Here is a 12386-nt window from a genome sequence, read left to right on the forward strand (position 1 = left end):
TGGATTCCTGTGACAAGCACAGGAATGAGGGGGAGAGCGTCGCGCCTTCCAGACCCGGGCGAGAGCCAGACCGCGGGAACCAGGTCCCTAGCTTCCCATGCCTGGCCCAGCCCTGAAAGGACGGGCAGAGCGCCTCTTACCTCTTTCCACCGCAGTCAGCAACAGACTGCGCAAGAGCAGCTACAGGGGAATATTATGGGTCAATGCGAACTGCGCAAGGATGTCCCGCACCGAGAGCGTCGGGTTGCGGTCGTCCAAAGCCTCTTCCATGACTGCCGCCAGCGCCCCGACATCGAGACCCAGCAGCATCGCCTTGACCGGCCCGATCGAGGCTGGCGACATCGACACCGAGCGGAAGCCGATGCCCATCAGCGCCATCGCCGAGATCGGCTTGCCGGCAAGCTCGCCACACAGCGTCACCGGTGTCTTGTTGCGCTCGCCGGCGCGCACGATATCCCGCAGGATGCGCAGGAAAGGCCGCCCGAGCGTGTCGAACCGGTCGGACACGCGGGCATTGCCGCGATCGACCGCCATGGAAAACTGGAACAGGTCGTTGGAGCCGACCGAGACGAAATCGACGGCAGCCATGAGCTCGTCGAGCTGCCAGAGCAGCGCCGGGACTTCGAGCATGGCGCCGAACTGCAGCTTCCGCGGCAGCGCATGGCCGAAGCGCGACAGATGGTGCACTTCCTTCTGCAGCAGTTCGCGCACCGCCTTGATCTCGGAAACCTCCGTGACCATCGGCACCATCATCTTCAGTTCGCCGTCGGCGGCAGCCTTCAGCATGGCGCGCAGCTGCGTGCGCAGCAGGCCCGGCCTATCCAGCGAAAGCCGGATGGCGCGCCAGCCGAGTGCCGGATTTTCTTCCTGATGCGCCCGGAAATAGGGCACGACCTTGTCGCCGCCGATATCCAGCGTGCGGAAGGTGACGACGTGATCGCCCGCCTGCTTCAGGACATTGCGGTAGAACATTTCCTGCTCATCGGCCTTCGGCATCGTCGAGGCGATCATGAACTGCAGCTCGGTGCGGAAAAGACCGATGCCTTCGGCGCCGGATTCGGCCAATTGCGGAAGATCGACCAGCAGTCCTGCATTCATCAGCAGCGAGATGCGCTGGCCGTCCCGCGTGACCGGCTCGACGGCACGCAGCGCCCGGAACTGCTCCTGGCGGCGGGCGCGGAACTTGACCTTCTCTTCATAGGACTTCAGGTGATCGGCCATGGGCCGCAGGTGCACGTGGCCCTCGTCGCCATCGATGATGACGGAATCGCCGTTTTCCGCCAGCGCCACGACGCCGGCCGCCTGTCCGACGACCGGAATGCCCATAGCGCGGGCGACGATGACGACATGGCTGGTGACGGCGCTGTCTTCCAGCACTAGGCCGCGAATGTTGTCGCGCGGATAATCGAGCAGCTCGGCGGCTCCCATGGCGCGGGCGAAGATGACTGCGTCGTTGGGAAAACCGTCCGTCGTGTTGCGGCCGGTATGGCCGGTCAGCTGCCGCAGCAGCCGGTTGGCCAGGTCCTCGAAATCGTGCATGCGGTCGCGCAGGTACGGGTCGGTGAGCCGCATCATCCGAGCCTTCGTGTCGCTCTGCACTTTCTCGACCGCAGCCTCGGCCGTCAGGCCGTTGCGGATCGCCTCCTCGAGCTTGCGAACCCAGCCCTGGTCGTGGGCGAACATACGGTAGGTTTCCAGCACCTCGCGGTGCTCTCCTTCCATCGACACGTCGCGACGCGACAGCATGTCGTCGATGGAAATGCGCAAGGAGCCGAGGGCATCGGCCATGCGCGAGATTTCGTGGTCGGTGTCTTCGTTGAGCAGGTTGGTGACGACGACGCGCGGCTCGTGCAGCACGACATAGCCAAGGCCGATGCCTTCATTGTAGCTGTCGCCGTCGATGGTGACCGAGCGGGTCAGGTCGAGTTCGAGGCCGGGCTTCGAGATCTTCTTCAGATCGCCGGTGGCGATCATCTCGGCCAGCACCATGGCCGTCGTCTCGAGCGCTTCAAGCTCCTCGTCGCGGTAGGTGCGGCTGGCCTTGTTCTGCACGACGAGAACGCCGAGCGACCGGCCGGCGCGCAGGATCGGCACACCGAGGAAGGAATGGTAGATCTCTTCTCCGGTTTCCGGCAGATACCGGAAGGCCGGGTGCGACTGGGCGTCGGAGAGATTGAGCGATTGCGCCGAGGCGGCGATGGTGCCGACCAGGCCCTGGCCCATCTTCAACTGCGCCAGATGGACGGAATCCTTGTTGAGACCTTCGGTGGCATAGAGCTCGAGCACGCCGTCGGCGCGCAGCACGTAGACCGAGCACACCTCCGCCACCATGTTGCTGGCGATCTGACGAACGATCCGGTCAAGGCGATCCTGCGGTTCAAGCGGCTCCGCCATCAGCTCGCGCAGCCGCTTGAGCAGGACGCGCGGACCGCCGGAAAGGTCTCTCATTGCGTCACGCTCCCGAAAATCATGTCCACGCTGCGAAGGTTGTCACGAAGCATTTCGCGCTTCGCCCTGCCCCTCTGCAGTTTCAAATCAACTCTTATCCAGACCGTAGCAGGAATGCAAAGTCCTGACTGCAAGTTCTGCATAGGGGCCGTCGATCAGGATCGAAATCTTGATTTCCGAGGTGGTGATTGCCTTGATGTTGATGCCTTTTTCAGCAAGTGCCCGGAAAGCGCTCGCTGCAACGCCTGCGTGCGAACGCATGCCGATGCCAATCACCGAAACCTTGACCAGACCCGATTCGTTCTGGATGACATCGTAGCCGATCTGGCTCTTGTGTTCGCCGAGAACGGCGAGCGCCTTGTCGACGTCGCCGGACGGCACGGTGAAGGTCATATCCGTGGTCGAGCCGTCCTCGGAGATGTTCTGGACGATCATGTCGACATTGATATGGTTTTCAGCGAGCGGCCCGAAGATCGCAGCCGAGACGCCGGGGCGGTCGGAAAGCCGCCGGAGCGAAATCTGCGCTTCATCCTTGGCATAGGCGATGCCGGTTACGACTTCCTGTTCCACGATCTCTTCCTCATCACAAATCAGCGTTCCGGGCGGGTTCAGAAGGTCGCCCATGCCCGGCGCATCGGGGTCTTCGAAAGACGAGCGCACGAAGGTGCGGACCTTGAATACCATGGCAAGTTCGACCGAGCGCACCTGCAGCACCTTGGCGCCGAGCGACGCCATCTCGAGCATTTCCTCGAAGGCGATCTTCTTTAGGCGGCGCGCCTTCGGCACGATGCGCGGGTCGGTCGTATAGACGCCGTCAACGTCTGTGTAGATGTCGCAGCGGTCGGCCTTGACGGCTGCAGCAATCGCCACCGCCGAGGTATCGGAGCCGCCGCGGCCGAGCGTCGAAATGCGATTGTCGGGACCGAGACCCTGGAAGCCGGCAACGACGGCCACCTGGCCCTCGCCCATGCGGCGGATGATCTCGTCACCGTTGATCTCGAGGATGCGGGCCGCGCCATGGGCGTTGTCGGTCTTGATCGGGATCTGCCAGCCCTGCCAGGAACGCGCATTGATGCCGAGGTGCTGAAGCGCGATTGCCACCAGCCCCGAGGTAACCTGCTCGCCCGAGGCGACAACAGCGTCATATTCTCGCGCATCGTGCATCGGCGAGGCATCGCGGGTCCATCCGACCAGCTCGTTGGTCTTGCCCGACATCGCCGAGACGACGACGGCGACTTCGTGGCCGGCATCGACCTCGCGTTTCACATGCCGGGCGACGACGCGAATACGATCCATGTCCGCGACGGAGGTCCCGCCGAATTTCATCACGATGCGTGCCATAAGCCTCTACCCATAGTGGCGCGCCTCGTCACTGAGACCCGCCATACGACAAGGCTCCGCCCGGGGCAGCAGCAAAAGCGGTGGCTTTTCATACTGCCGGTGCACCGGAAACGGAGCGTCTATTTCGGCCGTCTCATACCGACTTTGAAGGGTGCGTGCAATGGGCATGCGACATCGATATGACGGGCGGCGAAAGCCGGCGGCAGTCCCAAACGATGCTCTAAATTAGACAACCTCGGCAACAAAGTCTTAAAGCTTATGCGCGAGTGTAGGCGAGCCGCTTCACGCAAAGCCAGAAATCGACGATGACCAACCCGCCCGCTCCGCGTTTCCTCGACCGCCTGAAGACGCTTGGCGCATCGCTTGTCTCCGTCTGCAATCCGGCCGTTCGTCGCCTGGAGCAGCAGCTGCGCGAAAAGGAAGCCACCATCGCGGAACAGGCCGAGGCGCTGGCCCGTGGCCGCAGGATTTTCAACCGCGCGGCCGAGGCTGCCCGAATCGGCATATGGCAATGCAGCCTGCCCGACGAGACCCTGACCTGGACGGATGTAGTCTACGACATTTTCGACCTCCCGCGCGACCTGCAGGCGGGCCGCGCGGAAACGCTTGCCTGTTATACCCAGGCATCCGCCAAGGAATTGCAGGAAAAGCGCCGTCTTGCCATCGAGACCCGCAGCGGTTTCACGATGGATGCGGAGATCGTGACGCAGAAGGGCAATCATCGCTGGATCCGCATCACCGCCACGGTGGAATGCGAGGGCGAAGAGCCCGTGCGCATCTTTGGCATCAAGCAGGACATCACGGACGCCAAGCTACTTTTCGATCGCACCCGCCACCTTGCCGATTTCGACATGATGACCGGGCTTGCCAACCGCGCCCAATTCCAGCTGCGTCTCGCTGCTCTATGCGAGGAACACGACCGGTCGAAGGCGCCGGCAGCGTTGCTGCTGGTCGACCTCGACGGCTTCAAGGCGGTCAACGATACCTATGGCCATGCCACTGGCGACGCCTGCCTGATCGAGGCGGCCGACCGGCTTCGCGCCGTCTGCAATTGTGCCCATCTGATTGCCCGCATCGGCGGCGACGAGTTTGCGGTTCTGCTGCTGCAGGACGCCGAACGCGGGACGGTGACCGATATCGCAAGCGACATCGTCCAGATCGTTCGCCGGCCGATGATCCTCGGCGATCTCGTCCTCAACATCGGCGCCTCCGTCGGCGTAGCACTTGCCGACGGGTCCAGCCCGTCCGAATTGTTTCAGCGGGCCGACACGGCGCTCTATGCCGCCAAAGCCGCTGGGCGCAACACCTTCAGCATCTTCGAGCCATCAGAGCGCCAGACGCTCTGCGCACCGCGCAGCGCCGCCTGAACCCGCCGAGACCAGATAGGCTAGGCGAGGAACCCGCCCTTGCGCAGCCAGGATTCATACCAGGCCGGCCAGGCGGCGGATGGCGTACCGGCCTTGCCCATGCCGAAGCCGTGTCCGCCGGTCGCGAGGCGGTGCATATCGACAGGCACACCGGCGCTCTTGCAGGCAGCAGCCATGATCAGTGTGTTGTGCGGATCGGAAACAGCATCGTCCTCCGCCTGGACGAGGAACATCGACGGGCAATGGGACCGCACATGCGGCTGCACCGACCATTCGGCGCTTTCCTCGTCGTTCGGATGCCGGCCGATCAGCACGGTCTTTGTCGAGGTATGGTCGTAGGGCGGCTCGAGCGTGATGATCGGATAGATAAGCGCTGCAGCATTCGGCCGCGCCGATTGCTTGTCGGCCTCGTCGACGGCGCGATAGGAGCGATAGGCCGAGCGCGCCGACGCCAGTCCCATCAGATGGCCGCCGGATGAAAAACCGAGCGCGCCGATGCGATCGGGATGAACGTCGTATTCGACGCTTCTCGCCCGGATCAGCCGCAGGGCGCGCTGTGCATCCTGAAGCGGTGCCCGGGGACCTTCCCGCCAGCCCTCCGACGGCAGCCGGTAGGACAGCACGAAGGCGGTGATGCCGCGATCGTTCAGCCAAAGCGCTGCCGGATGCGCCTCGCTTTCCATCTCGATCCGCTTGTATCCGCCGCCCGCCGCCACCAGCATGGCCGCGCCATTGGGCTTGGCCGGGCGGAAGACCTCGATAGATGGCGTGGCGATATTGCTGACGGCGCCTTTGGCGCTGGTCTCGACCGGCCCTTTCGGACCACGGCCGCCCGGGGCTCCTGCCGGCCAGAGCGGGATGACCGCATTGGCCGCGCTTGCCTGCCGCGATGCCGCGAGCAGCAGTGCCGCGCCGCCGGCCATAAGCAATGTTCTGCGATCGATCATGACGGTAATTTCCCTTTGGAGTGGCGTTCAGACAGGTGCGGCAAGGTAAGGGCAAAACTGAGGCAGAACAGCCTCAAAGTGCCGTCCGCAAGCCACCCGGCGACGTAAAACTGCAAATAATGATGATCATGTCATCATACCAGTTGACGACGTCAGCTCAATTTGACAGGTTCCGGCGACTTAAACGGGAGGAAATGCGGCACCACGGCGTGGGGAAAGCCTGTTTGCAGCGTGCAGACAGACAACGCGCGCCGTCGCCCGCATCGGATGAGATCAACAGGAGCCGTTTCCGTGAGGGAGGGCTTCGCGAGACAGGCGGCAGACCCTCTGCGGTGACAGCCCCTGCACTCGTCTTGGGAGGAAGACATGGACGCCACGACACATTCACAGAACACCGAACAGCAGGTCGAGGCATCGACGATCCGGAAGATCTCGTTCCGCATCGTGCCGTTCATCGCGCTGATGTTCTTCATCAATTTCCTCGACCGGACGGCCATCTCGTTTGCCGGGCCGAACGGCATGACCCAGGATCTCGGCATGACGGCCGCCCAGTTCGGCTTTGCCGCCGGCATTTTCTTCTTCGGCTACATCGTGCTCGAGATTCCGAGCAACCTGGCGCTTCACCAGTACGGCGCACGCCGTTGGCTGTCGCGCATCATGGTCACCTGGGGCATCGTCGCCATGCTGTTCACCTGGGTCAGTAGCATCAACGGGCTCTACGCCCTGCGCTTCTTCCTCGGCGTCGCAGAAGCCGGCTTCTTCCCCGGCGCAATCCTCTATCTCAGCACCTGGGTGCCCGGCCGCCACCGCGCAAAGATCCTGGCACTCTTCTATCTCGCACAGCCGCTGACGACCGTGATCGGCGCGCCGCTGGCCTCCGCCCTTATCCAGGCCCATGGGGTCTTCGGCCTCGAGGGCTGGCGGGTGATGTTCCTCGGCGTGTCCATCCCGGCCATCGTCGTCGGCATCATCACCTGGTTCTACCTGCCGGACACCCCCGTCGGCGCCAAGTGGCTCACCCCGGCGGAAAAGGGCTGGCTGAACCGGGCGCTGGCGAAAGAAGAATCGGAAAAGGTGACGGGGCGCCGCCACATGACGCTGCAGGCGCTGAAGGACGGCCGCGTCTGGCTCCTCTCGGTTATCTATTTCGGCCTGATCTACGGTCTCTATGCGCTTGCCTTCTTCCTGCCGACGATCATCGGCGGCTTCGAGGCCAAGTTCGGCACCAAATTCGATGTCTTCGAAAAGGGCATGATAACAGCCATCCCCTATCTGCCTGCCGCCTTCGCGCTCTACTTCTGGAGCCGGGATGCGAGCAAGCGCGGCGTCCGTCTCTGGCATGTCGGTATTCCGGCGCTGGTCGGCGCCATCAGCATCCCGCTGGCACTGCTGATGTCTTCGCCCGAGACGACGGTCCTCGTCGTCACCGTGACCGCCTGTGCGATCTTTGCAGCCCTGCCGAACTTCTGGTCGCTGCCGACAAGGTTCCTGACCGGCGCCGGCGCTGCGGCAGGCATTGCGCTCATCAACACGGTCGGAAACATCGCCGGCTTTGCAGCGCCCTACATCACCGGCGCCGTCAAGGATGCGACAGGCCTGTACGAGATGCCGATGGTCATCGTCGGCGGCTTCATGCTGGTCTCGGCTATCCTCGCTTTCTCCCTCGGCAAGGCCCTCAAGGACCCCACCGCAACCTGAAACCCGCCCTCCCCGTCGCAGCCATTCACCTGCGACGGGGAGGCTCGCGACGACCACGGCGCGTTAACCCTTATTTAACTATAGAGTTGCAACTGCCGCCCGGACGGGCCACAACACGGGGCATGCCCCTCGTAGCTCAACGGTAGAGCAGCTGCCTCGTTTGCAGAAGACCCAGGTTCAAGTCCTCGGCAGGGGCTCCCGCCACAATCTCTCCATAGTCCGGCGGATGCACGATTAAATTTACCCAGATTTAACGAAATACAACTACAGGTCATCCCATGGCCCCGTGGCGGAGTGGAGACGCAAGGGGAGTGAATTCCCCACAGCTTGGTTCGAATCCAGGCGAGGCCTCCATATGAACGTAATGCCGATCACCACCGCCTGCACCATCGGCCCTCCCAATTCCCTCATCCTGCGCCTGTCACAGAAATCCAGTCACAGCGCGTCTGAGCAGTGAGACGACATTATCTTAGGCGGAAAGAACTTTTCGCCCAAGGACTTGGGCGGCTGGATTCCTGTGACGGGCACAGGAATGAGGGTAGCTGGAGCTAACGCTTGTGCTTCCCCAGCTCTATCTAAATCATCCGTTAGGACTACGCCCAAACGGTATCAACGCGCCCATCACATTTTCCCCCCACTTTTCCTGTTTTACAGCGCGCCAACAATGCTCATACCCCTTTGCCAATGGACGGCGCTCCAACCGGAGGCATGCGCGGCCTGCACATTTTCCTCGGTGTCATCGATCAGGACGATGCTTTGCGGAGCGACAGAGGTGGCTTGCGTGACGAGGGAGTAGAATTCGGGGCTCGGCTTCTGGTACCCAAGCGATGCGGAGTAGAAAATGCCATCGACTTTCTCCCGTAGCCCCATGTCTTCCATCAGGTATGCGGCGCGCATATGCTCCTGGTTTGTCGCGAGGTAGACACGATCGCCGCGACCTCTGATCTCCGAAACAGCATCGAGCACCGCGCTGTCGATCCGCGAGTCGTTGGCGAACCAGTAGTCGATAAAAGTATCGACGCTGACATCGGGCGCGATCTCGGCCAGAACTTCGGCAAGCTCCGGCACCAGAGGCTTCCGCCCGCTGACGATATCCTGCCAGCGCGGGGCAAAAAACGCGCTTCGCAACGCATCGCGCGAAATCCCGAGGTCGGCGCCGAGGTCAGTCCACCACTGCGCGCCATCCCCCGGACGACCGCACACCAACACTCCATCGACATCCAGCATGATAGTGCGCATTGCGTGATGCCTTTCGCCAAGCCTGCACAGGGTATTTTCCACAAGACCGTGACGGCTTCATTGCAGCGCACGGCTCGAGGAGAATCCCGTTCGACAAGGGACCTGTGCAAAGGCGCATATGCTGCGGGCGGCGCTGTCCGCAGCGCGTTCGCCGCACACCCTCCAAACCCAACCTTCCGGCGAGCACCCACCGAGACGTTTGTCACTGCCGTCTGCCGGAATGGAGGCAAGTCGGGGCAGAGTAGTCAAGATATTGCAAACACAAACAGATTGAGGCAACCGGCCCAGTGAAAGACCGATCCACCACTGCCAAACCCTTTAAAGTCCAACCGCGCCTGGGATGCCCACCAAACCCTCATTCCTGTGCCCGTCACAGGAATCCAGTCACGGCGCGTCCGCGCCGTGGGAGGACTCTCTGTTGGTGGAGAAGTATCTATCGCCCAAAGACTTGGGCGGCTGGATTCCTGTGACGGGCACAGGAATGAGGGAGGTCGGGGGTGGCTCTTTCCGGTTTTGTGATCTTTCTGACCTCACACACACACTCTATCTCTAGCACACTCTCCTCTCTCGCTTCCCTCCATCGCCCCTGCTCGCAGCACCTCATGGGGATAAACCGTTGGGATTTCCGTTTGGAAACAATGCCGGCATCATAATTTCATCCCCGCTTTTCCGGGTTGATCTATAATCACCCCGTTCCGCCATCGGATACACCGGTCTGCGTTGCCGGCGAGGTGGGGCCGGGTCTTGGAGGGGTTGCTGTCTACGCAGGCACGTCTTCAAGGGTCCGCAGAAAGTGGATCCCTTCGGGCCCCTAGGCTCGGCGTGCCTGTGTGGCATAACTCCTGCAGCTTTTCCCCTCAACGGGACCTGGGTCGGAAACAGAGGATCCGGAGTTGCGGATAAAAACTGTCGAACGGGGCACATCTGGTGTCACTTAACTAAAAAATCATCAGGCACTCGATGTGCCCCGGCCATCAGAATTGTCATGACACGGACCGAACAGGCCGCGTGAACGGGATGGCGTGACGGCGCGACACGGCGAGCTTGCAGACCGGGGCAGAGAGACGATCCTGCTGCGGTCGAATGACGCGGGGCGGCCGGCGTGGTCGTCTCCTGCGTGCAAAGGAAGACCTCCCGCCCTTGACTTCCAGCACCGATCGTCCGACTTCACTGAGACAGGACAAGGAACCAGACGATGACCGAAGCGGCTCAGAACACCACGGCAAAGACCACTATCGACCAGAGCGAAGTCGACCGCTTTTCGGCAATGGCGGCGGAATGGTGGAGCCCGACCGGCAAGTTCAAGCCGCTGCACAAATTCAATCCCGTCCGGCTCGCCTACATCCGCGACCGCGCCGCCGAGAATTTCGGCCGCGACCCGCGCAGCCCCCGCCCGCTGGAAGGCCTGCGGGTGCTCGATATCGGCTGCGGCGGCGGGCTTCTCTCCGAACCCATGGCCCGTATGGGCGCCGAAGTGGTGGGCGCAGATCCGTCCGAAAAGAACATCGGCATCGCCTCCACCCATGCCCGCCAGTCGGGCGTCGAGGTCGACTATCGCCCGGTCACCGCCGAACAGCTGGCTGAGGCCGGCGAGACTTTCGACATCATCCTCAACATGGAGGTCGTCGAGCACGTTTCCGACGTCGAGTTCTTTCTGTCGACCTGCGCGAAGATGGTGCGGCCGGGCGGCATGATGTTCGTTGCCACCATCAACCGCACGATGAAGGCGGCTGCCCTTGCCATCTTTGCCGCCGAAAACGTCCTGCGCTGGCTGCCGCGCGGCACCCATCAGTATGAAAAGCTGGTACGGCCGGAAGAAGTGGAAAAGCCGCTGATCGCCAACGGCCTGATCTTCACCGCCCGCACCGGCGTGTTCTTCTCGCCGCTGCAGAATCAGTGGAACCTGTCTAAGGACATGGACGTGAACTACATGATGGTCGCAAAACGGCCGGCCTGAGCCGCCTTGGCGCACCAGACCCCCACCCTATGGCATTTCATGCTGCGCTGGAGGCGCAGGGTTATTTGACGAGTCGATGGATCGGCGGAAGGGGCAGCGTCAGTTGGCGTCGTCCGGCAGCGTCGGAAGCGGAGCGATCTCGATGCCTTCCTCGATCAGCGAGCGTGCCTCGGCAGGCGTTGCCTGGCCGATGATGCCGCGGGCATCGGCCTCTCCGTAATGGATCTTGCGGGCCTCCTCCGGAAACTTGGGCCCGACATCTTCCGAATTCGCCTTGATGGCGGCAACGGCGTCTTTGAGCGTGGCGATTGCCTGCTTGCGGGCCGCGTCCATCGCCAGCGTCGTTAGCGCCTCCCGGGTCCGGGCCGTCGAAACGGACGGTGCCATCAGCATCTTGCCGATCGAGGAAGATCCGCAGGTCGGGCAGCTCAGCAATCCGCTTTCGACCTGCCGCTCGAAGTCGGCGCTTTGCGAAAACCAGCCCTCGAACTCATGGCCGTGGTCGCAACTGAGCGAATAGCGGATCACGCAGCCACACCCCCGGCCTTTGCGGCCTCGATCGTTTCCAGCGTAAACGCGCGGCCGTTTTTCAGATTGGGGATCTTTTCGCGGGCAGCCTTGACTGCGGCAACGTCGATATCGGCCACCAGCACGGCCTCGCCGCTGCCGCCGGCGGACGTCAGAACCTTGCCCCAGGGATCGACGATCATCGAATGGCCATATGTCTCGCGGCCGTCCTGATGGACGCCGGCCTGGGCTGCGGCGATAACGAACATGCCGTTCTCGATGGCCCGTGCCCTCAGGAGGATTTCCCAGTGAGCCTCGCCGGTCTGGCGGGTAAAGGCGGCAGGAATGCTCATCACTTCGGCGCCGGCAACGGCCTGGCTGCGGAAAAGCTCGGGAAAGCGGACATCGTAGCAGATCGAGAAGCCGAGTTTTGCAAACGGCAGCGACACCACCCGAGCCTCGGAGCCTGGACGATAGACGGCACTCTCGCGCCAGCTTTCGCCATTGTCGAGATCGACGTCGAACATGTGGATCTTGTCGTAGCGCGTCACCAGACCGCCATCCGGGCCGAACAGGAAACCGCGATTGGCGATCTTTCCATCGTCGAGCGAAATGGCCGTCGAGCCGATGTGCAGGTGGATACCCAGTTCCGCCGCTGTCCGCGACGCTGCAGCGACGACGAGATCATCGGCCTCGTTGCGCAGGATGGCCCTCAGGCCGGGCCGGTCGCGCTGGATGGCGCCGGTCATTTCAGGCGTCTGGACATAGACCGCACCCCTGGACGCGGCGTCGCGCACCAGGCGCACCATATCGGCGACGTTCTTCTCCGGGTCGGTGCCCGAGCACATCTGGATAGCGGCGGCCTTGAAGCTCATGATTTAT

General features: G+C 62.6%; 9 protein-coding genes and 2 tRNA genes. 5 read left to right on the forward strand and 6 right to left on the reverse strand.

The features are described from left to right. Positions 1-180: 180 nt before the first annotated feature. On the reverse strand, positions 181-2448 hold the full coding sequence (ptsP, locus tag PR018_RS13685; RefSeq protein WP_142824829.1) for a phosphoenolpyruvate--protein phosphotransferase: 2268 nt from the start codon (positions 2446-2448) through the stop codon (positions 181-183). A gap of 87 nt (positions 2449-2535) precedes the next feature. After that, positions 2536-3789, reverse strand: coding sequence for an aspartate kinase (locus PR018_RS13690; RefSeq protein ID WP_142824828.1), 1254 nt, complete (start codon positions 3787-3789; stop codon positions 2536-2538). Positions 3790-4094: 305 nt separating this feature from the next. Between PR018_RS13690 and PR018_RS13695 the strand changes: the two genes are divergently transcribed. Next, complete coding sequence (locus PR018_RS13695; protein ID WP_142824827.1) at positions 4095-5156, forward strand: sensor domain-containing diguanylate cyclase; 1062 nt, start codon at positions 4095-4097, stop codon at positions 5154-5156. Positions 5157-5176: 20 nt separating this feature from the next. Here the strand turns inward: PR018_RS13695 and PR018_RS13700 are convergent, their stop codons facing one another. Continuing rightward, a complete protein-coding gene (locus PR018_RS13700; protein ID WP_142824826.1) occupies positions 5177-6103 on the reverse strand; it encodes an alpha/beta hydrolase in 927 nt (308 codons plus the stop codon). 366 nt (positions 6104-6469) lie between these two features. Here PR018_RS13700 and PR018_RS13705 point away from each other — a divergent pair, with 366 nt between their 5' ends. The 3 genes from PR018_RS13705 to PR018_RS13715 all read left to right on the forward strand — a co-directional run bounded on the left by PR018_RS13705 (position 6470) and on the right by PR018_RS13715 (position 8155). Continuing rightward, a complete protein-coding gene (locus PR018_RS13705) occupies positions 6470-7801 on the forward strand; it encodes an MFS transporter (RefSeq protein ID WP_142824825.1) in 1332 nt (443 codons plus the stop codon). Between the two features lie 124 nt (positions 7802-7925). After that, a tRNA-Thr gene (locus tag PR018_RS13710) sits at positions 7926-7998 on the forward strand. Positions 7999-8081: 83 nt separating this feature from the next. Next, positions 8082-8155, forward strand: a tRNA-OTHER gene (locus PR018_RS13715). A 294-nt stretch (positions 8156-8449) separates the two neighbouring features. Here PR018_RS13715 and PR018_RS13720 read toward each other — a convergent pair. Beyond that, entirely contained in the window at positions 8450-9040 is a 591-nt protein-coding gene (locus PR018_RS13720) for an HAD-IA family hydrolase (RefSeq protein WP_142824824.1), read from the reverse strand. A gap of 1195 nt (positions 9041-10235) precedes the next feature. Here PR018_RS13720 and ubiG point away from each other — a divergent pair. Then, entirely contained in the window at positions 10236-10997 is a 762-nt protein-coding gene (ubiG, locus tag PR018_RS13725) for a bifunctional 2-polyprenyl-6-hydroxyphenol methylase/3-demethylubiquinol 3-O-methyltransferase UbiG (protein ID WP_142824823.1), read from the forward strand. A gap of 99 nt (positions 10998-11096) precedes the next feature. Here the strand turns inward: ubiG and PR018_RS13730 are convergent, their stop codons facing one another. Both PR018_RS13730 and PR018_RS13735 read right to left on the reverse strand, forming a co-directional pair. Next, positions 11097-11525, reverse strand: coding sequence for a DUF1178 family protein (locus PR018_RS13730; protein ID WP_142824822.1), 429 nt, complete (start codon positions 11523-11525; stop codon positions 11097-11099). Continuing rightward, a complete protein-coding gene (locus PR018_RS13735; RefSeq protein ID WP_142824821.1) occupies positions 11522-12379 on the reverse strand; it encodes a carbon-nitrogen hydrolase family protein in 858 nt (285 codons plus the stop codon). Before PR018_RS13735 ends, PR018_RS13730 begins: the two co-directional genes overlap by 4 nt. Between the last annotated feature and the right edge of the window lie 7 nt (positions 12380-12386).

It is taken from the genome of Rhizobium rhododendri (genome assembly GCF_007000325.2).
Classification (GTDB): Bacteria; Pseudomonadota; Alphaproteobacteria; order Rhizobiales; family Rhizobiaceae; genus Rhizobium; species Rhizobium rhododendri.

Excerpts from the sequence above, each read along its gene's own strand:
- PR018_RS13690 (WP_142824828.1), bottom strand. The coding sequence starts at position 3,789 with ATGGCACGCATCGTGATGAAATTCGGCGGGACCTCCGTCGCGGACATG.
- ptsP (WP_142824829.1), bottom strand. The coding sequence starts at position 2,448 with ATGAGAGACCTTTCCGGCGGTCCGCGCGTCCTGCTCAAGCGGCTGCGC.
- PR018_RS13695 (WP_142824827.1), top strand. The coding sequence starts at position 4,095 with ATGACCAACCCGCCCGCTCCGCGTTTCCTCGACCGCCTGAAGACGCTT.
- PR018_RS13720 (WP_142824824.1), bottom strand. The coding sequence starts at position 9,040 with ATGCGCACTATCATGCTGGATGTCGATGGAGTGTTGGTGTGCGGTCGT.
- PR018_RS13735 (WP_142824821.1), bottom strand. The coding sequence starts at position 12,379 with ATGAGCTTCAAGGCCGCCGCTATCCAGATGTGCTCGGGCACCGACCCG.
- PR018_RS13705 (WP_142824825.1), top strand. The coding sequence starts at position 6,470 with ATGGACGCCACGACACATTCACAGAACACCGAACAGCAGGTCGAGGCA.
- ubiG (WP_142824823.1), top strand. The coding sequence starts at position 10,236 with ATGACCGAAGCGGCTCAGAACACCACGGCAAAGACCACTATCGACCAG.
- PR018_RS13700 (WP_142824826.1), bottom strand. The coding sequence starts at position 6,103 with ATGATCGATCGCAGAACATTGCTTATGGCCGGCGGCGCGGCACTGCTG.